Origin of the sequence: Paenalcaligenes sp. Me52, from assembly GCF_050487965.1 — a bacterium.
GTDB lineage: Bacteria > Pseudomonadota > Gammaproteobacteria > Burkholderiales > Burkholderiaceae_B > Paenalcaligenes.
On sequence record NZ_JBKQFO010000001.1, the window covers coordinates 1,439,819 to 1,461,075 of the forward strand.

At 49.3% G+C, this 21,257-nt stretch carries 22 protein-coding genes and 1 riboswitch; of the genes, 13 read left to right on the forward strand and 9 right to left on the reverse strand.

The window, feature by feature from the left end:
• Positions 1-10: 10 nt before the first annotated feature.
• A riboswitch (glycine riboswitch) is annotated at positions 11-96 on the reverse strand.
• Positions 97-168: 72 nt separating this feature from the next.
• The 3 genes from ACLO87_RS06750 to ACLO87_RS06760 all read right to left on the reverse strand — a co-directional run bounded on the left by ACLO87_RS06750 (position 169) and on the right by ACLO87_RS06760 (position 2,458).
• The gene (locus ACLO87_RS06750) at positions 169-618 is read right to left on the reverse strand and encodes a YkgJ family cysteine cluster protein (protein WP_135864492.1); all 450 of its coding nucleotides are present in this window, start codon (positions 616-618) and stop codon (positions 169-171) included.
• Positions 619-920: 302 nt separating this feature from the next.
• Positions 921-1,178, reverse strand: a complete 258-nt coding sequence (locus ACLO87_RS06755; protein WP_135864494.1) for a DUF2164 domain-containing protein — start codon at positions 1,176-1,178, stop codon at positions 921-923.
• Between the two features lie 134 nt (positions 1,179-1,312).
• On the reverse strand, positions 1,313-2,458 hold the full coding sequence (locus ACLO87_RS06760; protein ID WP_430223146.1) for an MFS transporter: 1,146 nt from the start codon (positions 2,456-2,458) through the stop codon (positions 1,313-1,315).
• A gap of 347 nt (positions 2,459-2,805) precedes the next feature.
• Here ACLO87_RS06760 and ACLO87_RS06765 point away from each other — a divergent pair, with 347 nt between their 5' ends.
• From ACLO87_RS06765 to ACLO87_RS06790, 6 genes are all read left to right on the forward strand, one after another.
• On the forward strand, positions 2,806-3,651 hold the full coding sequence (locus ACLO87_RS06765; protein ID WP_430223147.1) for a hypothetical protein: 846 nt from the start codon (positions 2,806-2,808) through the stop codon (positions 3,649-3,651).
• 652 nt (positions 3,652-4,303) lie between these two features.
• Positions 4,304-4,660, forward strand: a complete 357-nt coding sequence (locus ACLO87_RS06770) for a hypothetical protein (RefSeq protein ID WP_430223148.1) — start codon at positions 4,304-4,306, stop codon at positions 4,658-4,660.
• Positions 4,661-4,759: 99 nt separating this feature from the next.
• On the forward strand, positions 4,760-5,386 hold the full coding sequence (locus ACLO87_RS06775) for a CatB-related O-acetyltransferase (RefSeq protein WP_430223149.1): 627 nt from the start codon (positions 4,760-4,762) through the stop codon (positions 5,384-5,386).
• Positions 5,387-5,395: 9 nt separating this feature from the next.
• Positions 5,396-5,632, forward strand: a complete 237-nt coding sequence (locus ACLO87_RS06780; protein WP_430223150.1) for a DUF3955 domain-containing protein — start codon at positions 5,396-5,398, stop codon at positions 5,630-5,632.
• A 90-nt stretch (positions 5,633-5,722) separates the two neighbouring features.
• Positions 5,723-6,112: a DUF488 domain-containing protein gene (locus ACLO87_RS06785; RefSeq protein ID WP_430223151.1), complete on the forward strand. Its 390-nt coding sequence runs from the start codon at positions 5,723-5,725 to the stop codon at positions 6,110-6,112.
• A 151-nt stretch (positions 6,113-6,263) separates the two neighbouring features.
• Positions 6,264-6,737, forward strand: a complete 474-nt coding sequence (locus ACLO87_RS06790) for a DUF2501 domain-containing protein (protein ID WP_135865437.1) — start codon at positions 6,264-6,266, stop codon at positions 6,735-6,737.
• Between the two features lie 97 nt (positions 6,738-6,834).
• On the opposite strand, the gene ACLO87_RS06795 is transcribed toward ACLO87_RS06790, so the two are convergent.
• Positions 6,835-7,224 carry a tetratricopeptide repeat protein gene (locus tag ACLO87_RS06795; protein ID WP_135865439.1) on the reverse strand — a complete coding sequence of 130 codons (390 nt, stop codon included), beginning with the start codon at positions 7,222-7,224 and terminating at the stop codon, positions 6,835-6,837.
• A gap of 203 nt (positions 7,225-7,427) precedes the next feature.
• On the opposite strand from ACLO87_RS06795, the gene ACLO87_RS06800 reads away from it, so the two are divergent.
• From ACLO87_RS06800 to ycaC, 3 genes are all read left to right on the forward strand, one after another.
• The gene (locus ACLO87_RS06800) at positions 7,428-8,411 is read left to right on the forward strand and encodes a GlxA family transcriptional regulator (RefSeq protein ID WP_430223152.1); all 984 of its coding nucleotides are present in this window, start codon (positions 7,428-7,430) and stop codon (positions 8,409-8,411) included.
• A gap of 139 nt (positions 8,412-8,550) precedes the next feature.
• Positions 8,551-9,108, forward strand: coding sequence for a cysteine hydrolase family protein (locus tag ACLO87_RS06805; protein ID WP_430223153.1), 558 nt, complete (start codon positions 8,551-8,553; stop codon positions 9,106-9,108).
• 224 nt (positions 9,109-9,332) lie between these two features.
• Positions 9,333-9,953, forward strand: coding sequence for an isochorismate family cysteine hydrolase YcaC (gene ycaC / locus ACLO87_RS06810; RefSeq protein ID WP_135865442.1), 621 nt, complete (start codon positions 9,333-9,335; stop codon positions 9,951-9,953).
• Between the two features lie 66 nt (positions 9,954-10,019).
• On the opposite strand, the gene ACLO87_RS06815 is transcribed toward ycaC, so the two are convergent.
• On the reverse strand, positions 10,020-14,765 hold the full coding sequence (locus ACLO87_RS06815) for an autotransporter domain-containing protein (RefSeq protein ID WP_430223154.1): 4,746 nt from the start codon (positions 14,763-14,765) through the stop codon (positions 10,020-10,022).
• 325 nt (positions 14,766-15,090) lie between these two features.
• On the opposite strand from ACLO87_RS06815, the gene ACLO87_RS06820 reads away from it, so the two are divergent.
• Positions 15,091-15,468: a CidA/LrgA family protein gene (locus ACLO87_RS06820; protein ID WP_430223155.1), complete on the forward strand. Its 378-nt coding sequence runs from the start codon at positions 15,091-15,093 to the stop codon at positions 15,466-15,468.
• Positions 15,461-16,186 (forward strand): LrgB family protein, encoded by a 726-nt coding sequence (locus tag ACLO87_RS06825; protein WP_430223156.1) that lies wholly within the window; start codon positions 15,461-15,463, stop codon positions 16,184-16,186. The genes ACLO87_RS06820 and ACLO87_RS06825 overlap by 8 nt, the downstream gene beginning before the upstream one ends.
• 293 nt (positions 16,187-16,479) lie before the next feature.
• On the opposite strand, the gene ACLO87_RS06830 is transcribed toward ACLO87_RS06825, so the two are convergent.
• A complete protein-coding gene (locus ACLO87_RS06830) occupies positions 16,480-16,752 on the reverse strand; it encodes a hypothetical protein (RefSeq protein WP_135865447.1) in 273 nt (90 codons plus the stop codon).
• Positions 16,753-17,542: 790 nt separating this feature from the next.
• Here ACLO87_RS06830 and ACLO87_RS06835 point away from each other — a divergent pair.
• Complete coding sequence (locus ACLO87_RS06835; protein WP_430220026.1) at positions 17,543-17,752, forward strand: cold-shock protein; 210 nt, start codon at positions 17,543-17,545, stop codon at positions 17,750-17,752.
• Positions 17,753-17,882: 130 nt separating this feature from the next.
• Here ACLO87_RS06835 and ACLO87_RS06840 read toward each other — a convergent pair whose 3' ends face one another.
• Positions 17,883-18,353 carry a GNAT family N-acetyltransferase gene (locus ACLO87_RS06840; protein WP_430223157.1) on the reverse strand — a complete coding sequence of 157 codons (471 nt, stop codon included), beginning with the start codon at positions 18,351-18,353 and terminating at the stop codon, positions 17,883-17,885.
• A gap of 162 nt (positions 18,354-18,515) precedes the next feature.
• Here ACLO87_RS06840 and ACLO87_RS06845 point away from each other — a divergent pair, with 162 nt between their 5' ends.
• Positions 18,516-18,821: a hypothetical protein gene (locus ACLO87_RS06845; RefSeq protein WP_430223158.1), complete on the forward strand. Its 306-nt coding sequence runs from the start codon at positions 18,516-18,518 to the stop codon at positions 18,819-18,821.
• An 85-nt stretch (positions 18,822-18,906) separates the two neighbouring features.
• Here ACLO87_RS06845 and ACLO87_RS06850 read toward each other — a convergent pair whose 3' ends face one another.
• A complete protein-coding gene (locus ACLO87_RS06850) occupies positions 18,907-20,037 on the reverse strand; it encodes an HPP family protein (protein WP_430223159.1) in 1,131 nt (376 codons plus the stop codon).
• A gap of 18 nt (positions 20,038-20,055) precedes the next feature.
• Positions 20,056-21,126 carry a YkvI family membrane protein gene (locus ACLO87_RS06855; RefSeq protein WP_430223160.1) on the reverse strand — a complete coding sequence of 357 codons (1,071 nt, stop codon included), beginning with the start codon at positions 21,124-21,126 and terminating at the stop codon, positions 20,056-20,058.
• Positions 21,127-21,257 lie beyond the last annotated feature (131 nt).

Consider the following 21,257-nt stretch of genomic DNA (forward strand, 5'->3'; position numbering starts at 1 on the left):
TCCAGATTGTCATGGTTTCAGGATCCTTTTGCCTGAGAGATTCCGGGGCGGTTGCTCCGTCGGCGCTTCGTAAGAAGTCTCTTTCCTGAACCATTTAGAATGACGGCCTCAAGTTTACGGGCTTTATAAAAAATTACAACTCTAGCAAACCCGAATAACGATTAATTATTACGCTGCTAAATCGTTATCGTTAGGAGGAATATCATCCAGTGGAGGTAATCCGGCCGCTAATCGTAAGCGTTGGCAGTCTGGATTAGGGGTGCCATGAACATCGTAGGCTTGAAACTCTCGGCATACTGAAGGGCGTTGCTCGTATACACCACACCGTATAGAGGGGTCGCCAATTTCACCGCGTAAACCAATGCAGCGCCCTGAACCTTTTTCGGTTCCTTTCATACAGGCGCGCAGTGGCCCGATCTGGGTAGTTAGCTCTACAGGGACCCAGCCGCCCGTTTCGCCCATCAGTTCGCCGCTGTAAAACGAAATGCGGAAATGCTGGCAGCACACACCACAGGCGTAACAGGGGTTTTGGCGTTCGGGTTTGGACTGCGATGTGTCGCTCTGAAGTTTTTGACGCTCTTCTTGGAAATCAAGCAAAGAGGTGGTGAGAGTACTCATGAATGAGGTCCGTACTTTATAAGTCAAAAGAGTAATTACTCTACTTTTTGAAAGTCAGGGACAGGTCTGTGAGTGTCAAAAAATAGCAAAATTAATTTTATAGAAAAGCGAAATTCACGAAAATATTTTTTTGCATTGTGCAGAGAGAAATAGAGGTGCTTGCTGTGAAATTTGCAACAACCAGAAAGCGGCTAAAGACACGGCTAGATAAGGCTTAGCTAAGCCGTGTAGTACCATGCTCCGCAACAATCCGGTAGCCAGAGTGCTGCGGGTAGGTGTTGTCTACGATGGTGGCGCAGTGCTTAGCGTTTTTGGCTGGGCCAATACTGGAATTCTTCAGCATGAACTTCAATGTCTACATCTTCCACGTGTTGCTGAATTTTGGCTTGCACGTCTTGTACCGCTTGGTTGTAGACGCTTGGTGCTATATCTTGCAGGAAAAAGTTCAGCAACGCATTCGCTGTAATGTTACCTATGGATTCCTCCATGTTTTCATCGAAGTATCGTTGGATGGACTCGATGGCTCTAGCCTTGGTGTCGCGGTCAAGTTCAATAGTCATAACTACAGTGTAAAAAAAGCAGCGGGGAGTCATTACACTACACCATGCGTCGTAGTAAGGGGTAAGCCGGCACCAAACAGCCATAGGGTTGCAGTATGTAGACCTAGCATGGTGTGTAGCAGCGGCAGCAGGCTCTAGCGATGAATTTTGCTTAACAATAGCAGGCCAAGCAATGCGCATGCGCCGGCAAGTATGAAACCAGTGCTGTAACCAAACTGATGAATAGCCATGCCGATCACTGGTGCTGTCACTGCATACGAAGCATCCTGAAAACCAGAGTAAAAGCCCATCGCGGTACCGCGTTCATGTACGGCGCAGCGTCCAGCAGCGATAGCTCCTAATGCAGGGAAGGTAAGTGAGCAGCTACCGCCAATAACAGCTACACACAACAATGCCAAATACTGGGTGGGTGCAAAAGCCAGTGAGACTAAGCCTATTGCCTGCACACTTAAGGACATCATTACCAGTCTGGCTAGGTGCTGACCTTGCAATAAGTGGCCTACGACTAATCGCACCACCACAAAGGCAATACCAAATAAGGAGAGGGCGAGCGTGACGGCAGACCATCCTGATACTGAGAAGTACAGCGAGATAAACGCTTCTATAGATACAAATCCCACACCATGCAAAAACAAGATACTGCCAGGTAGAGCCACCTTAGCCAATACGGCTTTCCCTGCTGCTTTCTTGTTGGTAGGGGCTTGGCTATTTTCTACACTTAGGAGCGATAAGGCCGATGCAATAGCGTGTATGACAATACACAGCGCCACACCGCCTAATCCTACGTAGGTGAAGAGCAAAATGCCAATAGGAGCACCACACGCTACCGCACCATAGATGGATATGCCAGTCATAGATAGCACGCGTGCTGTGCTGGACTCGCCCAGTTTATGTATGGCCCACATAATGGCGCCAGTCGTGAGTACGCCCACAGCCAAGCCTTGCATTAACCGGGCGACGATTAAAATGGTGATGGTGCCGCTAGACATAAAGTTGGTGGTGGCTAAGATCAGACCATATAAGCTTAGTCCAATCAAACTGGTCATCACGCAACGCCGCACACCTACGGTGCTTAAGAGCTGTCCTACAAAAACACGGCTGACTAACGAGGCAATAAACTGCGAGCCAATGACGACACCTACGATGGTGTCGCTGGCAGCAAGGTCTTTAGAGATATAGAGCGGTAGGGCGCCCAACGATAAACCCACTACAAAAAAGCAGCAGACAATAGCGCCTTGTATGCGGATGAGGTCTAGTAAGGTGGAGCGAGAAGATTGCATGTGGTACCCAAATAAGAGCAGGGTACCGAATCGATTACGCATACGGACGCCCTGCTAACTAAAAAGCAGTGCGCGTTGGTTAACGTAAACGCTTACGGTTCTACAGTATGTGGTAAGGCACAAGAAGGCACCTTCCATAGAACTATGAAATGATAATAGCACTCGTTTAGAGCGACGAACAAGAACGCCTGCTAGGTTTTTATGCCTAATACCTCTGTGCTACATGTTTGTAGGCAGGTGGCTACAGCTAAACACATGCTGTAGCACTCATTCTGATGCTGATATTTGCCCTGAGAAAGTCGATCAAGGTATAAAAAGAACTCCCTATCTTTCAGGAATCCCGCACGGTGAATAAATACCTTCATTCTTTGACGATTGCGTTATGCAGTGCGGCTGTTTCTGCACCAAGCCAGGCTGCGGATAATACAGAATCATCACCGTGGCTGAACGAAACGAATAGTGCTTGGACATGGCAGATTACGCCTTATGTGTGGGCGGCTGGAATCAAAGGCCATATGTCACCGTTTAAGCATGGGCCCACGATGAGTGTAGAAAAGTCTTTCTCTGATGTGATGAGTGACTTCAGCATGGGCGGCTTTATTAATGCGTGGGGGCGTCGTGATCGCTTCGTGTTCTCGGGCGACATGATGTACATCAGCACGAGAGGTGCGGAGGCCAGTGGCCCGCTATCGGCATTTCAACTACCGGGTTTTGGCGTGACGATCCCCGCTGGTGCAGATACTAAAGCTAAGGTAAAAAGCAAACAGTTTATGGCTACCCTGCAAGCAGGCTATAGGGTGTTAGACACACCAGGTTTCACCTTAGATGCGTTGGGCGGTGTGCGCTTTTGGCATATCTCTACGGATGTTAGGGTGACCGCTAGCCATCCAGGTATAGGCTCAATCTCGGCCAGTCAAAAAGAAAGCTTTAATTGGGTGGACCCGCTGTTAGGCGTACGGGCATTTGTGCCTGTGACAGATAACTGGTCACTGCAAATGCAAGCCGATATAGGGGGCTTTGGAATGGGTTCCAAACATACGTGGTCTGCCTTGGGGACCGTGAACTATGTGTTCTCAGACAATCTTTCTGCCTCAGTAGGCTACAAAGTGCTGGATGTGGATTATCAGCACCGTGGTCATGTATACGACGTGCGTATGAAAGGGCCTGTTCTGGGATTGACGTACCGATTCTGAAAATGAACGCTTTACAACTTATAGGCTGAACATTGAGCTAAATATATAGAAATAAAAAACCGCTATAGTTAGCGGTTTTTTTATTTATCTAGATGCTCTGTATTTGATATTTCGCACAAAATTTCTGCGTATTTCTGTGAGCTGTTGTTCTTGGGCCTGTTTTTGTTCTGGTGAACGTTTGTCGGCGCCGATGACAGAGGCTACATGCAGCGTGTTATTAGTTTCTTGATTGCATTTTTGGTAAATCATGGTGATCTCCAACGCATCTTTAGTTTTCTTGCTCTGAGCAATGGTTGGGTTAGTTTCCCTTGCGTAGCATATATAAATAAATGCGTTTAAAAGTTATAAGCGAGTAATTAATACTAGCTTTTATTTGTGATTGTTTTGTGAATTAGTTTTCAGTTCAGCACTATGAGGCTTTATGGCCCTGATGTATATGCTGAGGATGTAACTATTTAGCAATTTATTTACGTTTATGTAAATAAAGGATTATCCCTGGATATCTAGGTAAAGACGTAAATTACTCAATAAAAAACAGTGAGGTATAAACGTAGGAACTACCAGTTTTCAGTGATAGCGCAACGACATTTGCTTACGTATCATGTAAATAGGAGTGTCAAAAAACGTTATTTATCGCTATCTGGGAGCACCAATGCGTAACGTATATAAAACCAGAGGCGAGTCTGGGTATGTGTTGTGGCGTGTGGTTAGTGAGTGTTTATATGGGTGGAAACAAACCGTTAGCACAAACCGTGTCACTTTCGTTATTTTGTTATTACTTTTATGGGCAAGTAATAGCCCATGGGGCATTGCATTACAAGCACAGTATAAAGATGTGGCCAGTAACGATGGATGGATGAATCAACAAAACCACGTGAATAATCAGTTGATGACTACACAGGGGTTGGGTGGCGTGAGCGATTCCCCGCGTGTAACGCCTGATCTAGAAAATACTGCAGCACCATTCAAGATCAATAACACTACAAATATTACCGGCATCCGTGGGTAATTACAGGTAGCGTTTAAGCGTTCGTGACAACATTGCTTGCTGTGATGCTGCACAAGTACACTGCATACGTATAAAAATACGTAAAAGGTCTTCGTGCATATGTCAGATATCAAGCATTGGTCAAAAGTAGAGCTTTTGCACCAAACTCATAGCAATCCCAATATTCATCACACCGGTACGCATAGCTATTACAGCAATGCATGGTCAGAGAGTTTTGAGCACAGTGTGGTGCGGTATCTGTATGGTGATGCCTATAGTTTGCAAGCTTGGCAACCCGCTTGGGAAGTTGACCAACTCTATGTGGGCGACTATGTGTGCATAGGGGCAGAGGCAGTCATTTTAATGGGTGGCAATCATACGCACCGTACAGACTGGTTCTCATTATACCCGTTTATGGAAAACATTGAGCATTCTTACCAAGCTAAGGGCGATACGATTATTGGTAATGGCGCATGGATAGGCATGCGTGCCATGATTATGCCGGGAATCTGCATAGGTGAAGGAGCCATTATTGCGTCAGGTGCTATTGTGACCAAAGACGTAGAACCTTACGCCATTGTTGCAGGCAATCCAGCCAAGGTTGTGAAAAAACGCTTTAGTGACACCACCATTGAGCGCCTATTGGCGTTGCGCGTATACGAGCTCTCTGCTGAGCAGTTTGAGCGTATTAAACCTTTGTTATGTGATGCCGATATCGATGCGTTGGAATCAGCGCTAGTGTCCTAAGGTTATGATATGAAGTGTGAGTTGGTTGTGAGGTATTTAAGCGTGTGTAGATATGTGTATAGAGTATGTTTAGCGTTGTCATTGCTGTGCTTTGGGCTGCGAGCATGGTTGGGCGATAGCGTGGATGAACAAGGTTTTTTGCATGAACCATTCTTTTTGGTTGTGTTTGGTTACGCCTTTTTGTTTATCGGGCTAGCGGTTGCTATTGTTGCGATGTACTTGCGGTATGGTCGTGCAAAGCGGTAGCTATTAAGTATGTGATAGCGATTCCAAGTTTTATGCTTTTGCTATGGCAGGGAATAGTTTGACCTGAATTAGGAAGGGAAAGGAGGACATATGGTGGGGAGGGTTTTTTTGGATCGTATTCAACATGCTATACATCATCCGGCCGTAGATCACCCACGTGTTCTGACCGATAGGCTTTGGCCACGCGGCTTACGTAAAGAGGCGTTAGGCGATATACAGTGGTACAAAGAGGCCAGCCCCAGTACCGAACTGCGTAAGGCTTTTCACGCTGGAGAGTTGGATGTGCCGGCATTTCAAATAGCGTATACAAAGCAGTTGCTGTCTGAGGCGTCATGTTTGGATCCGTTGCTGACATTACTGAATAATGGTGATATCACACTGCTAACGGCTACCAAAGATGCCAGCACTTCATACTTAAGCGTCTTAAAAGCTGTATTGCTAGATCGCGCTACTCATCGCCATAACGTCAAAGCACCCTAGTGAAAGAGCGTCTTACTATTCGTTGGTGTCTTCGGGTGAAATACTAAGAATTAACAAATAGTCGCATACTTTTTCCTGTAGCCATAAAGCTTGGGGTACGATTTTACATACCGGGTAGGCCGGTGGAAAACCATAAACTCAGGAGAAACTAATGCGTCAATTCTTAGGGGTAAAACTGCTGGCAGCCGCTGCAGTAGGCGTGGCTCTTTCCGCACCTGTATCAGCAGATATGTTGGGCGGTTTGAAAAGCCAAGCTACAGAAAGCCTTGGTAGTAGCCTAGGCGGTGGAAGTTCTGGTGCTGCCGGTTTAGGAGGCATCGGTGCATCAATGGGCCTACCCAGCATTGGTAGTGGCGCAGCCAGTAACGTGGCGGGTATTTTGGAGTATTGCCTAAAAAACAAATACCTGAACGCGACGAATGCTGACAATATTAAAGGTCAGTTAATGGGCAAGTTGGGTATGGATACCCCTGCTAAACAACAGCAAGATGCTGGCTATCAGCAAGGTCTGACTGGCATGTTGTCGGGTAGCGATGGTTCATCTTTCGACATCAGCAAAGTCAAAGACGATCTTAAAGAAAAAGCTTGCGATTACGTGTTGGATAACGCGTCGTCTTTGCTGTAATTCTTATACAGTTAATAGAAAAGCCGCATACCTACTGGTTGCGGCTTTTTTTATGGAGTTTGCTTACGTAATACAGTGAACGCAGAGTCCATGAGTGTTATTTGGAGTAGCGTTCATGCAGTTTGCAGCCACCATCAAGACCCGCTGTGCAAGCTTTGTTAAACCACTCCAGCGCTGTAGCTTGATCGGCGTCGACACCCAAGCCTTGTAAGTAGATAAAGCCCAATTGCACATGAGCTAAGGCGTAGTCTTGATCCGAGGCCAAGGTTAACCAATAACGTGCTTTTTCATAATCTTGGGGTAGGTCTTTGCCGTCTGAATAAACCATACCTAATGTGGCTTGCGCTACGGCTACACCATCTCTGGCTAACTGTTTCATTTCTTCTAACTGCTCTGGGTTGTAGCGATGCGTTTGCGCATGTGACGTTGAAAGTCCGCCTATACATAGGGTCAGGAGCAGTCCCAACAGAGCTAGTGTTCTACGCATGAATAATTCCCTTTTTAATTCGCCTTAGTCGTGATTATAACTAGCGTAGTGGTTAGCTAGATACGCCTGATCACGCGTGTCTTCTCTATGTTGAAGCAGTCGCTGATCTTTCTACCAGGGGTAGGCAGGGTGATCCCCCAAGTAGATAGGTAGCCAATTTATACTGTCAGTACTATGACGTGCGGGACAGTAGGAGCTACAGCGTGCAAGAAATTGGGATTGTGATGTATCCAGGCTCACAACAGGCAGCTATCTTGGGGCTGACGGACTTGTTTGCAGTAGCAAACAGAGTCGCTGCGGCACACGTTGGAACAGATGTTCCAGCCATTAAAGTCTCGCACTGGCATTACGAGGCAACAGCCGCGGTACCACAGAAAACGTTTGATAGTTATGCTGCCATTGCCTCTGATGCGTTAGCAGCGTTGATCTTGCCGCCTGCCTTAGGAGACCCCTTGTCATCGCAAGACATGCCTGCGTTGCTGGCATGGTTACGTGAACGGCACGCAGAGGGTGTCGTGTTGGCGTCGGTGTGTGCGGGGGCATTTCCTTTAGCCGCGACCGGGTTGATGGCCAATAGGCGCATGACCACACATTGGTCCCATGCGGAATTACTGCGTCAACAATTTGGCAATGTGGTGGTGGATGCAGATCAACTCATCATTGATGATGGGGATATCATCACTGCAGGCGGCTTAATGGCGTGGACGGATCTGGGGCTGAGATTAGTCGATAGGTTGCTGGGGCCGTCTGTGATGATTGCTACTGCGCGCATTTTATTGGTGGACCCAGCAGGGCGTGAGCAGCGTTTTTATAGTGTGTTTTCGCCTAGGCTGACGCATGGTGACGCCGCTGTGTTAAAGGTACAGCATTGGCTGCAAGCGACCCAAGCCCATGATACGGCTCTGGCCACGTTAGCGCGTGAAGCTGGCTTAGAAGAACGTACCTTTTTACGCCGATTCCAGAAAGCAACGGGGATGACTACCACCGAGTATTGCCAGCGTTTACGGGTGGGCAGGGCACGCGAGTTACTGCAGTTTGGCAATGCATCCATCGATAGAGTTGCGTGGGAAGTAGGGTATAGCGATCCTAGCGCTTTTCGTAAGGTATTTACACGCATTGTGGGCTTAGCGCCTAGCGACTATAGACGCCGTTTTAGCACTACAACCACATCAGCCTCTGAAGCGTAGTTGTGCGGTGGTTATGATCATGGCGAGTATAGGATGATGTCGTTATTGGCCTTTATATTGTCAGTACCGCCACTTCGCACATTGTGTGTTTTTGACGATCATAGAGCTTCTGAAGTGATTATCTACGGAGCATGAAACCATGACAAAACGCGGCTTAATCGTTGTTGACCTACAAAACGAATATCTACCAACAGGCAAACTCCCTTTATCGGGTATTGAGGCAGCAGTAGCGAATGCTGAACGCGTGATCGCAGATGCGAGGCAAAAAGCGATGCCTGTTTTTCATATACGGCACGAAGCGACTAGTGAAACGGCTCCTATTTTTGTGCCTGGTTCTGACGGTGCTGACATTCAAACGGTTGTAGCACCCATGACTGGCGAACCGGTGATTGTGAAGCACTACATCAATGCGTTTAGAGAAACCGACCTTAAGCAGCAGTTGGATGCGCAGGGCGTGGACGAGTTGGTTGTAGTGGGGGCGATGAGCCATATGTGTGTGGATGCCGTGGTACGTGCTGCCGTGGATATGGGATATCCTGTCACCGTGTTGCATGATGCGTGCGCTACGCTAGAGCTGCGTTTTGGTGAGGTTACTGTGCCAGCAGAACATGTGCATGCGGCGCTGATGGCAGCATTTGTGTTTGGATACGGTAAGGTGACATCTACACAAGCGTATTTGGCAGCCGCTGAAGGCTAGTTTTCAGATCTATACATAGACATGAAAACAGGTTTGTGGTCTGTAGATTGGTATTTGTCGTTCTAAAAATAGGACGATGATGCTCAAAATGAACGACTAGTACAGCAGTGTGGCAGCTTTTACTATGAGTACATGGCACTTTTACTCAAAACCCCGTACATCAACATGAATGTGCAAGACATTGCGTAAAGGTTCTACTTCCCTGTTAATTTGAGGAGTTTCTCATGAGCAAACCTTATGTACGTTTAGATAAAGACAACGCTGCTGTATTGTTGGTAGACCACCAAGCTGGTTTATTGTCCTTGGTACGAGATATAGATCCAGACAAGTTCAAAAACAACGTATTGGCGTTGGGGGATTTGGCGAAGTACTTCAACTTGCCTACCATTTTGACCACCAGTTTTGAACAAGGCCCTAATGGCCCATTGGTGCCAGAACTCAAAGCTCAGTTTCCTGATGCACCATATATTGCTCGTCCTGGTCAAATCAATGCATGGGACAACCAAGAGTTTGTGGATGCAGTAAAAGCCACGGGTAAAAAACAATTGATCATCGCGGGTGTGGTGACTGAAGTGTGCGTGGCTTTCCCAGCCTTGTCTGCACTAGAAGCAGGTTTTGATGTGTTTGTGGTGACCGATGCTTCCGGTACTTTCAACGAGCTAACACGTGATTCCGCCTTGGATCGTATGTCTCAAGCAGGCGCTCAGTTGATGACATGGTTTGGTGTGGCGTGTGAACTGCACCGTGACTGGCGTAATGACGTGGAAGGTTTGGGGCAGTTGTTCTCTAACCATATCCCTGACTACCGCAATCTGATGACTAGCTACAGCACTTTTGCGAAATAAGCGTCACATCGGCTTATACGAGTACTACGTAGAGTAGGGCTCACAATTCTGTGAGCCCTTTTTCTATTAAAAGCGTACGAGTAGATTGGCTTTTACACCATGATTTTGCACTGTATCAGAGAGTTGTCCTTGGTAGCTTAGGCCTAGCGAAGTGCGGGGTTGAAGTTGCATGGCCACGCCTAGTTCTAGTACTGCGCTATCTCTTGCTACTGCGGCACCTTCGATATTGAATGCAGTACCGGCTGAGAATGACTGTGTCGTGGATGGTGTGATAGTACCCATTGCATGGCGCCAACCCAGTGAGCCACGCGCAATCACTGAGGTACTGCCTATCTCTATAGAAGAGGAAGCGCGTAATCCCAGTGTTGAGAACGTGGTGTGTGAGGTTTGGCCAGAGGCTTGTAGTGCGGCAGCACCACCGCTTTCGCTGTAGTGGTTAGTGTGTAGATTCACGTAAGCCAGATTGACGAATGGCTCTACGGTAACGCTAGCAGCTTTCAGGCCATAACCTAGGTCGACAAAAGCTTGAGCGGTGCGGCCTCGGTAATCAGAGTTGAGCTGCTCATTCAAGCTAGGCATGTTCACCGAACGACGCGTGGAGAGATTATGCCAACTATAAGCAAGTCCACCCTGTAGTTGTAATGCTCCCCATTGTGCGCCTGTGTAAATCCCTGCGTGGTAATTGTTACTGTGGCCGGAAGAGGAACGACTGTTTACATCAAAGCTGGTTCGGCTATAGCCCGCTAATAGGCCAAGTTGCCAGTTGTTAGCGATTGGTGCATCGACTCCCATCAGGAAGCCGCCATTTGAACTCTTAAGGCTACCAGTATTGTGATTGCCATCAACATGATTCCAGTTGCCTATGGCTTGTAGCCAACTAGTCGGTGTGTTGGATATATTGTGCAGCCTATCGCCCATCGCATTTCGCAGATAGAGACTGTCTTGCAGAAGTACCGTTTTAGCCGATGCGTGAATTTCACCGGATAGTTGGTCAAAACTGGCATGCAATAGCGCTGCGTCGTCGGGTAGGCTGACTACTGCATTGTAGAGAGCATGCCCGCTGTTTATGCCCATGCTGTCAATGGCAGCAGCAGTGGCACGTTGATTAGGCGTGACGCCGGTGAGCGCCATCACTACATCGTTGCGGTCTAGATTCAATGAGACGCGGCCTTGACCATAGTCATAGTCCAAACTAGGCGTGAGGAAGGCAAAATCTGAGGCGACTTTATCGAAGCGACCTGATAAGGTGCCCTCTACCTCCATGATGGTATAGCTGCTGTGTGGTTGGTAATGGCCCGCTGCACCTACATGTATGACTGATCCGCCGTTGAGTAGGGCGTTGCCCGTGACGTGGACACGATCGGTTGCGGTACTGGTAGGGTCTGTTTCTACCACAAAGCGGGCATCCGGTTGCATGACCAGATCGCCCTTAACAGTAAGTAAGCCTATAGAGTTGCCTGGCGAGAGCGTACCGCCTGCTGCAACGGTTAAGGTTGAGCCTGGGTGTGACCCAATGCTGGCATTACCCCCCAGTACACTGCCATTACCCAGTGTGAGGGAACCACCCAGTTGGCCGTTGACGACCAACTGCCCATTGTTTACGAGTGTTTGGCCTGAGAAACTGGAGTGATCGCCTTGCAAGGTCAGTAGGCCGTTGCCTGACTTGGTGAAATCGCCATTGCCGGTCAGTGGGCCAGTTAAGAGTAGGGCAGTATTGGCGGCTACATTAATGCCACCAGACTGCGTAATAGAAATAGTCCTTGCTGTCTCGAACGAGGCTGTCGTTGCGAGTGTGCCGCCCTCTAACAGTAACCCTCCCGTTGCTGCACCCAGATTTGCATCGTGCTCAATCTGTAGCGTACCGCCAGTGATTAAGGTTCCACCACTGTAGCTATTCGTGCCGCTCAGAGCGAGTGTGCCGTCTCCTGCCTTGGTCAGGGTAGTGCCATTCCAGCCTGTCACGGAATTAGCAGACTCGTCGGTCAGTGCAACACCAACCGTGAAATAGTCTGAAGCATTTGCGAGGGTGAAGGTGCCATGTGATAAGTTGTTGTTGGCACTCCATGTCAGGCCATAACGGGCGAAATATTGGCGGTTATCGGCTGATTTACGTGTGTTGAGATTCAGGTAGTCTACTGTGCCAACCCCATTGGAATTGACGGTAGTGAAGTCACCGTTGATACCGTTGACCGTATCTATGAGCAATGTCTCTACTGGGGTAGTGCTGTGGATGCCGCTCAGTTTGAGTGCTACATCGGTACCTAGCGTGATAGATTTTGCGTGCAATGGTGTGCTATTGGCATCGATAGCGAGTCGGAGCGCAGTATGGTCAGCCAGAGTCATATCGCCAGATAGCTCAAGCTTTGACGGCCCTTCTACAGCAAGAGTGCTGCCTACGCCTGATACAGTGAGCTCACCCGCTAAGTGGCTGGTTGAGCCAGTCATACCATCGCCATATTGTAGAGTGCCGCCTGTGATTAGGGTGTCACCGCTGTAAGTGTTAGCACCATTGAGTATCAGCGTTCCTGCTCCGGTTTTTGTGAGTGCTTTGCCATTCCATGTGCTATTGGCCGATTCGTCGTTCAGGGCCACGCCTACGGTGAATTTATCGGAAGCGTCGGTTAGCGTGAAGGTACCGTGTGATAGGTTGTTGTTGGCGCTCCAGCTTAGATCATATCGGGCCAGATATTGGAGATTGTTCGCCGACTTGCGTGTATTGAGAGTGAGGTAATCCACGGAGCCGTTGAAGCCGCCAGTCGTTATTGTGGCAAAGTCTCCGGTGATGCCGTTGCTAGTATCGATCAGTACAAGCTCAGCTGGGTTTGTGCTACTGATACCGTCTATGTTGAATGTGACATCATTGCCTAGCGTCATGGTATTGGCGCGAAGTGCAACACCGTTCGCGCCTGCCGTGAGATCGAGAATAGTGTGGTCAGCCATTTCTATATTACCCGTGGTCCCCAGCGTCGCAGGTCCCTGCACAGCCAGCGTGCTCCCCGCGCCTGATATCTTCAGATCTCCAGACAAGCTACTGGCAGCGCCAGTAGTGCCATCGCCATACTGTAGAGTCCCGCCAGTTACGTGTGCCGAGCCGCCCAATTGCCCCAGCACCACCAGTTTGCCACCAGACACCGTAGTCTTGCCTAGGAAGGCATCATTAGCGCCCGTTAGGAACGTGGTGCCGGCGATCTGATTCAGGCTGTGCGCGCCGCTGCCTGTACTGAGCAACGGTGTCGCGAACCGGTAGGCGCTATCGGTATGGTTGAAGTTCAGCGTGGCAATGCCCGCGCCGAACTGGACCGCACCGGCGTTGAGTGTGCCCGCGCCTACGGCAGGTAATCCTGAAGCGGCACCTATGTTGAGGGTGCCGCTGGTAGGAAAGATTAGGAACCGGTCCGTTGCCAGCGAAACAACCCCTGTGCCGGATGTGCCGACATTGACAGTGCCACCTTGGGCTATCGTTAGGGTGCCCGAGGCGGTTCCAACACCAAAGCCCAGGGTCATCGCACCGCTGTTATTCCACGTGGAGCCGGAGCCACGTACTACGACGTCGCCGGAGCCACTCATGCTACCCACATAGCTGTCGCGGTTCGAGACGGTGCCGCCCGATTCGATGTTCAGGGTGCCCTGGCCGGATACGTCGCCCACCCTTAGCTCGCCGGTATTGGCCCAGGTCGACCCATACCCCGACACCAGAAAATTTCCGCTGCCGTTTTGCTTGCGCCCGACGACGCCATCGACGCTAGCGACATATCCGCCTGACAGAACCGACACGGCGCCCTTGCCGCCCTCCGAACCGACCAGCAACGCCGCGCGATTGTTCCAGAGCGTCCCCACATCCGAAACCGTGACGGTCGCTACACCGTTCTGCTGTGCATCAACCGTGGCGAACTGGTTCGAGACCGTGCCTTGATAAAAGATACTTAGTTCGCCGAGCCCACTGCCGCCAACGAACAGGTTGCCGGTCAGAGCCCAAGTGGCGCCCGCGTTGTATACGTTGACCCGGGCCGAGGCGTCAGGCGCCGCACCGGCATCGATCCGGCCCTGCTCGGTGCCCAGCCTGTTGGCGATCTGCAGGGATCCGCCTGTGATAGTAGTGTCGCCGTCGAAACGTGAGCTGTCGCCCAGCAATAACGTGGTGCCGGCGTAGTGATTGAGCTGGTGTTGCCCCCCCTGGCCGCTGTTCAGGGCGGATGCGAAGATTTGGGCACCCGATGTATTGAAGTTCAGCGTGCCGCTGCCTGCACCAAAGCGCACCTCTGATGCGTCCAGAATGCCGGCGGCATCAGCGGCAGCGCCGCCGGGTGCGTTGCCGATGTTGATGACGCCGACAGCGTCGCGATTGCTGGCCAGCTCGACACTCCCCTGGCCGTTGAGACCCACCGAGACTACACCTTGATTGGCGAGCGTCAGCGTGCCGCTGCCGTTGGCGCCGATGACCAGACGGCCGTTGACCTCCCAGGACGCGCCCGGACCCGAGACCGTCACCGTGCCCTCGCCGTCCGGCGCCGCCCCCAGCCAGCCACTGGCGCTGCGCAGGATCGTCGCCGGAGACTCAATCAACAGCGAACCGTACGCTGAATTGCCGACGACCATGTCATTGGATAGGTTCCAGTTCGCCGAGGGGGTTACGTCGCCGATCGCCACTACACCAGCCAGAGCCTGTGCGGTAGGTGTGGCGCAGACTACTGTTAAGAAGGCCGTGTGCACCACGCTTCGCGCACGACTCTTGCCGCGTCCTTTAGCTAATTCGCTGGTAACTTGCCATTGGCCTGTGCTGTAGTTAAACACCAATTTATACATGCGATTCATAATGACCCGTAGCCTTATTGTTATTGTTCCCCCTGAAAACAGTGGGGGAGATAGCGGTCTCGCGTGCATCGTGACCTTGAGTGGCAATTATGCGGATTTGCGATATGCTTGCCTATCACTGATATTTGGTATAAAGCATTCTGCACCTTGTTATGCGATTGCTGTCATGAAGTAAAAAAGTGCAATTGTTGGCTTATAGCAATACGCCAGATTATCCTTGTCGAGTGGCAGGCTGAAGACCGGTTTTATATGCAGAAGTAGGGGTATATTTTCCTTGTTGTTTGGATTCGCTAACGTTGAATTTACTTAGAAAAGGCCAGATTTTATGCAAGCGTTAAAAGGAATCATGTGGTTGATGTTGCTGCAATTAGCGGGTGAAGCCTTAGCTCGTGTATTGCAGTTGCCATTTCCTGGGCCTGTGGTTGGCATGTTGCTGCTGGTTTTTGCTCTGCACTTTCCTCTTATACGAGAGCCAGTCAAAGTGGCAGCGGGTTTTTTGTTGTCGCACCTGTCTTTATTGTTTGTACCGGTAGGGGTGGGGGTCATCACGCACTTAGGCTTGATACGCGATCATGGTTTCAAACTAGGCTTGGTTATTTTGCTGTCAACGTGGGCCGGTATGGTTGTGACAGTGCTGCTGGTGCGCGGTTTAATCCGTAATCAGTACGAAACCACTGAAGAGGAGCTGAATCGTGATGCCTAATTTTGTTGAGCTTTGGGTTTATCTCTCATCGGAACCTCTGTTTGGTTTAAGTGCCACGATCACAGTGTATGTGCTGGCCCATAGTGTGTATGTCCATTTAGGTCAGGCTCCCTTAGCAAATCCGGTACTGTGGTCAGTGATTGTGTTGGGCTCTGGGTTGATGATTACACAGGTGCCATATCCCACCTATTTTGCTGGCGCGCAATTTATACACTTTCTGTTAGGGCCAGCCGTTGTCGCGCTGGGATTTCCTTTATGGGAACGTCGTGAAGAATTACGCCGAGGCTGGGGGCGCTATGTCATAGCCGCCTTAGCCGGTGGAGCAACCGCGGCGATAGTTGCCGTAGTATTGGGCTGGGCATTGGGTTTACCGGATGATGTGTTGCGTTCCTTAGCGCCGAAATCAGTGACAGCACCAGTGGCGATGGGTATCGCTGAAAAAATAGGTGGTGTGCCAGCATTGGCGGCTGTTTTTGCGGTGTTAACAGGCTTGGTGGGCGCATTGTCGGGCAGTTTTCTATTCCGATTTTTGGGCGTGGGTACTAAAGATGCGGACTGGGTGGCGCGTGGCTTTAGTCTAGGGACGGCATCACACGGTATTGGTGCTGCTCGTGCTTTGCAGGTCAATGCGGATGCTGGAGCGTTTGCGGGGCTGGCATTAAGTCTACAAGTGCTGCTGGCTGCATTGTTGATGCCATTGATTGCGCAGTGGTTCTAGTAGGGGGTATCTAGCAAGATTGGTTTGAAATCTACGCTGTGTAAAACAGGGAAGATAACGCGAATAAATATGCTTGTAGCGGTGTGCTGTACTGCTTTTTCCGTTTCAGCCAAAAGTAATGAGGATCAGACGTTACGCGCTGAGTGCAAGCTTTCAGAGTTACTGGAACGATAAGTGCATGAAACATCGAAGTAGTGCGTATAAATAGTAAAGATAGAGCAAAAAAACGCCACCATAATTGTGTATGGTGGCGTTTTTGTAGGTTAGGCATAAATGCCTACGCGTCACAGAACTTATGACAAAGCAGTGTTTGATGGCCATGCCAAAGACTCTGCTGCCAAGATGGTTCTACGCATTTCTTCATGTTGAGTGTGTAGTGAGATATAGCGATCTTGCGCTGCATCATCTCGAGTAACCGTGCCGTTGAATGACTCTTGTACGTAGTTGGCATACCAGACGGACTCACTGACCGTCATGCCTACAAAGATTTCATTGTCGTCCTGATCGGTAGACAGGGCACGGATTTCTGACAGATACGCCCGTTCATTGGGCTCAAATTTCAACATAAGACTCCTTAAATGAACCTACATTGTAGTCGTCTCTGTGAAATAGCCTAGGACTCCTATGTTTTTACTTGCATATTGCGTGGCAATACACGTCAGTAAAATTAGCTATGTCAGGAGTGAGTAGCTAATCAACCTAGGTCTAGACAAGTATGTATGGGGGCTGTTCGCAGTGGCCAGACTACTCATGTAGGCTGGCTTACTTGTTTGTAGAACAGTTAAGCAAATCTGCTTTTTAGGGTTCTAGCAAAATTGCGGCGTATTTCAGAAAGTCGTCTTTCCTGTGCCTGTTTTTCTTGCTGTTTAGCTGTTTTTTGAGGTTCAAGCAAAGGGGAGACGTGCAGGGGGCTCAGGCCACCCTGATTCAGTTTGTGGTAAATCATTTAAGATCTCCAACGCTTCTTCATATTGATCAGTGAGAGCGGTTGGGAGCAGGTGCTGCCAAAAGCGTAGCGTAGAAAAAAGTGAACGCGTAGTAAAAAGTTATAGGCGAGCGAGGATGCTGGCCGTATTTATGATTGTTGTAGTTGTGTGGTGTTAACGCACTTATTTACTATGGGGCTTTAAGACATCAAAGTACACCTATACTTTGTAACAGCGATTTTGAGAGTAGCTATGCAAACTATGACAACGTATTTGGCACGTTTCCGCCAAACAAGCGGTGTTGCGCGCAAAAAGAGGAGTGGTACAAGGGCGTGGCCTACGTTTACTTTGTAACAGAGCTATCTATCGTCAACGATAACTGCGATAGTGTTCAGAGGGATATGTTTCCCTTGATAATTTAGGATTTACATTGAATACAGAAATCGGCATTGTTAAATGGTTTAATAACGAAAAAGGCTTCGGTTTTATTGCTCCGGAGAATGGAGGCCAAGATCTTTTCGTGCACCATAGCGAAATCCAAGGGACAGGTTTTAAGTCTCTTGAAGAGAACCAACGAGTGTCTTTTGTTGCTGGCATGGGTCAAAAAGGACCTTGCGCGACGAATATCCAAGTTGTGTAATCTCATTTCTTACATCGCCATGTAAGAAGAGATAGCTCTAAAAAACCGGCATGTATAAACACTGTCGGTTTTTTTGTGTCTGCTAAATGTGATGCTAGTACTGAACCGTGTGAACTCCCCCATGCTGTGCTTACAGTTCTAAGGCTAAAAATTTAGTACCAGGAACGGGGTTGTAGCTAACGGGATTAGCAGGCAGAAAGCCTAAGGATTCGTAGAGTTTTTGCGCGGTAAGAAACTCAGGCAACACATCTAAGCACATACGCGAATAGCCAATCAACGTAGCTTCAGCGATTAACTTCTCAACTAATAATCTGCCGATATTTAAGCCTCTGGCAACAGGGCGAACATACACCCGTTTTAGCTCGCATGCTGAGTGATCAACCTTACGAATAGCGGCACACCCAACGACATTACCCTTGTGCCACGCTAATAGAATACGACCAGCAGGTTCTGCATAGTCGCCTGGTAGTAAGGCAAACTCGGTTTCAAAATTCTGGTAGGACAGATCTTGTTTAGGGCTTTTGACATACTCTCTAAAAATCTCAAGTACTGCGGGTTGATCGCTAGGGAAACGGGCTGTTCGGAGAGTGATGTCAGTCATGATTGGGCGTGTCACTGTGCAAGGGGATAGGGGGGCGGAGGTGCTCTATCAGTGTACTGGTAGTGTTAGCCTTGGCAAGGGCTCGCGTATGAAATAGATCAGCGAGACATGCCTATAGGGCGCTATCATTATGAACAGCAATAAAACCTGTGAGGCTTTAAGGTGCAGATAGCTATTTTTCTAGTTCTGGTATGTGGTGCAGCACTCGTAGCGCCTATTTTGCTTTCTACAGCGGTAGCGCTACTAGCGATAGTCCTCTGGAAAACCGGTAAAGCAAAAGCTGCGATGCAGATGGCGTTTATCGTCTCTGCAGCAGTGCTTACGTATTGGGTGAGTACTATTACGGCATTGATGCTAGCCACGACTGATACTTATGTGATGGGCATAGCCGTGGTTGGTGTGGTCGTAGTTGCAATTGGAGTTTTTTGGGTTCTGTTTAGTAAGGTGGTTTTTACGCCTACCAAGTGATCGCTAGTAGGTATGCTAGCTTTGGATGGCTGATTTCTAATGGCGTCTAGGCTGTCGTTGCAGCCTAGCTTGCCATGCTATCAATCTATTGGTTAAGGGCGAGCAGCGTACGAATAACGTCAGAGCGCGTGATCACACCAACCAGAACTTTCTCGCGTAATACGGCAATAAACTGCACGTCATGCGAAGCAAGTTCTTGTAAAAGATCCCCCATAGGTGTGTCCTCTTGCACACTCATCTCAGGCATGCGCATCAGATCTTTAGCGGTTGATTGCTCTTTAGCTGATTTATTGCGCAGACGTTTCCACAGCGTTTGCTGCTGCCGCGCATGGTGGTCTTGCCAGAGCCAGTCGAACAGATCGGCACGCAACACACGCCCAATCAATTCTCCCTGATTATCAACTACGGGTAAGCTTTTAATCAGATGACGATGAAAGAGCTCAGCGACCTCTTCAAGCGGGGTCTTTACGCCAATGGTGAGTAGGGTAGAGGACATCACCGTGCCGCAGTTCACACTGGACATACGGCGTTTGATCGCGTCTTCTTCGGCGGCAGCAAGCAGATCACCCAAGTCCTCAGGGGTCAGGTTGTAGCTCTGTTCAAAGCGTTGTAGCAGTTGTTGAAGATCATCCTCGCTTAGCGCTAGACGAGTGCTGGGGCGTTGGGTTTTGGTTGCAGCGAGGGAGTGCTGCAGATAGCTACGACCGCAAGCGCGATGATAGAGCACACCTACCGCGACGACAGCAGCAGAAAGCATTGTCACGGGGAGTAGCAGCAGCCAATCTACGGGTAAAAGCTGTTCTGCCGCTAACACCATCATCAAGGCCACAGCACCACCGGGTGGATGCAGGGCGCGCAGCAGAAGCATCAACGCCACCGCACCCGCTACGGCCAGTGTGGCCAGAACGGTATGAGGCAGAAAGGGAAGCACCCAGAGTAGCAGTAAGGTATAAAGCGCGGATACGCTGTTGCCAATGATGCAGTTCCACGGTTGTGCCAACGGACTGCTGGGCACAGCAAACACCAGTACTGCGCTGGCGCCTAGTGGAGCAAATAAAAACAGAAGGTGGGGGTGAACATAATCGGCCAGCACTACCAGCAAACAGGCGAGCGCAACGCCTAGTCCAACGCCAATACTGGAGCGTGCGAGCTCCTTCCAAGAAGGACGTGAGGCCACAGGCCCCAATCGCTGCCACAGTGTTTGAATGAAGAGCATAACGTTTACTGTGGGCGATCAAGCAGGATGACTGCCTACATAACGTAAACGTATCCAAGCAATCAGAATCCAGGCCATTAGCACAAAGCCAAAGTAGCCAAAAAATGGATAGACAGTGCCTACCAAGTTAATGAAACCAACCTTTGTACCGATTAGGCCCAAGCAGGCCGCAACAGCCGTACCAATATTGAATTTAAGTGTGTTAGGGGTAAAAATACGCGCTGAGAAAGAGTATAAAACCCCCACCGATGTGGTCAGGATCATCGCAAAAATCACGACTGAGATCAGCGTCCCCAAAAGTCTGGACTGCTCGGTAGCAAGCATCAACATAGGCAATGCCGCTGAGCCAATGGTGTCAATACGTCCAAACACGCTGACGCTAATCAAAACAATCAACCCGCCCAGCAGCAAACCGCCCACTAGACCGCCTAGTAGCGCATTACGTTTAGATGTGGCTTGCGAACACGCAATCATCAGAAACGGCGCACCCACCACCATGTTGTAAGACACATAGAGTAGGGCGGCTACTAACCAATTGCCTGCTCCTTGTGGTTTTGTGTTGGCAATAATATCCAGTTCTTCTAAAGGTAGGCTGCGTGTATTTAAGCTGTAAATACACAGAAAAACCACCATCAATACCAATAGAGGAGTAATGCTACCAATAAAGGCCAAGACTCGGTTTACGCGCAAAAACACGATCAATACCGTGACCAACATTACCGCGATGCTGCCGTATTCTGCAGGTACCCCCCATTGCTGCTCCATCAACGAGCCGCCACCCGCAAACATCACCACAGCAATGGCATACATAAAGAAAGTGATCATGATGTCAGCCACAATGCCGAGTCGTGGCCCACAAATCAAATACAACCCTTCTTTAAACGAATGCGATGCCGATACTTGGCTTAACTCACCAACCGCCATTCCTAGTAGTGCAAAACACAAGCCACTGATCACTCCCCCTAGAAGCCCCCAGTAGCCAAAACTACTAAAAAATTGCAGGACTTCTTGGCCCGATGCAAAACCAGCACCCACAACGACTCCTACAAAAGCCATTGCTATGCCAAGGATGTTTTTGATATTCGACATGCATCTCTCTCCGAGGAGCTAAAAAATTATTGTTAGTGTATGTGGAAGCAACTGCCTGCACGCTTAGTAAGGTGAGGGCTAATGTTCGGTGCTTTTGGAGCTCCATAAGAGAAATGGTCGTTCAGTCAAAA

Bases quoted from the DNA above. Each gene is read 5' to 3' on its own strand.
- ACLO87_RS06750 (WP_135864492.1), bottom strand. From the start codon at position 618: ATGAGTACTCTCACCACCTCTTTGCTTGATTTCCAAGAAGAGCGTCAA.
- ACLO87_RS06755 (WP_135864494.1), bottom strand. From the start codon at position 1,178: ATGACTATTGAACTTGACCGCGACACCAAGGCTAGAGCCATCGAGTCC.
- ACLO87_RS06760 (WP_430223146.1), bottom strand. From the start codon at position 2,458: ATGCAATCTTCTCGCTCCACCTTACTAGACCTCATCCGCATACAAGGC.
- ACLO87_RS06770 (WP_430223148.1), top strand. From the start codon at position 4,304: ATGCGTAACGTATATAAAACCAGAGGCGAGTCTGGGTATGTGTTGTGG.
- ACLO87_RS06775 (WP_430223149.1), top strand. From the start codon at position 4,760: ATGTCAGATATCAAGCATTGGTCAAAAGTAGAGCTTTTGCACCAAACT.
- ACLO87_RS06780 (WP_430223150.1), top strand. From the start codon at position 5,396: ATGAAGTGTGAGTTGGTTGTGAGGTATTTAAGCGTGTGTAGATATGTG.
- ACLO87_RS06785 (WP_430223151.1), top strand. From the start codon at position 5,723: ATGGTGGGGAGGGTTTTTTTGGATCGTATTCAACATGCTATACATCAT.
- ACLO87_RS06790 (WP_135865437.1), top strand. From the start codon at position 6,264: ATGCGTCAATTCTTAGGGGTAAAACTGCTGGCAGCCGCTGCAGTAGGC.
- ACLO87_RS06795 (WP_135865439.1), bottom strand. From the start codon at position 7,224: ATGCGTAGAACACTAGCTCTGTTGGGACTGCTCCTGACCCTATGTATA.
- ACLO87_RS06805 (WP_430223153.1), top strand. From the start codon at position 8,551: ATGACAAAACGCGGCTTAATCGTTGTTGACCTACAAAACGAATATCTA.
- ycaC (WP_135865442.1), top strand. From the start codon at position 9,333: ATGAGCAAACCTTATGTACGTTTAGATAAAGACAACGCTGCTGTATTG.
- ACLO87_RS06815 (WP_430223154.1), bottom strand. From the start codon at position 14,765: ATGAATCGCATGTATAAATTGGTGTTTAACTACAGCACAGGCCAATGG.
- ACLO87_RS06820 (WP_430223155.1), top strand. From the start codon at position 15,091: ATGCAAGCGTTAAAAGGAATCATGTGGTTGATGTTGCTGCAATTAGCG.
- ACLO87_RS06825 (WP_430223156.1), top strand. From the start codon at position 15,461: ATGCCTAATTTTGTTGAGCTTTGGGTTTATCTCTCATCGGAACCTCTG.
- ACLO87_RS06830 (WP_135865447.1), bottom strand. From the start codon at position 16,752: ATGTTGAAATTTGAGCCCAATGAACGGGCGTATCTGTCAGAAATCCGT.
- ACLO87_RS06840 (WP_430223157.1), bottom strand. From the start codon at position 18,353: ATGACTGACATCACTCTCCGAACAGCCCGTTTCCCTAGCGATCAACCC.
- ACLO87_RS06850 (WP_430223159.1), bottom strand. From the start codon at position 20,037: ATGCTCTTCATTCAAACACTGTGGCAGCGATTGGGGCCTGTGGCCTCA.
- ACLO87_RS06855 (WP_430223160.1), bottom strand. From the start codon at position 21,126: ATGTCGAATATCAAAAACATCCTTGGCATAGCAATGGCTTTTGTAGGA.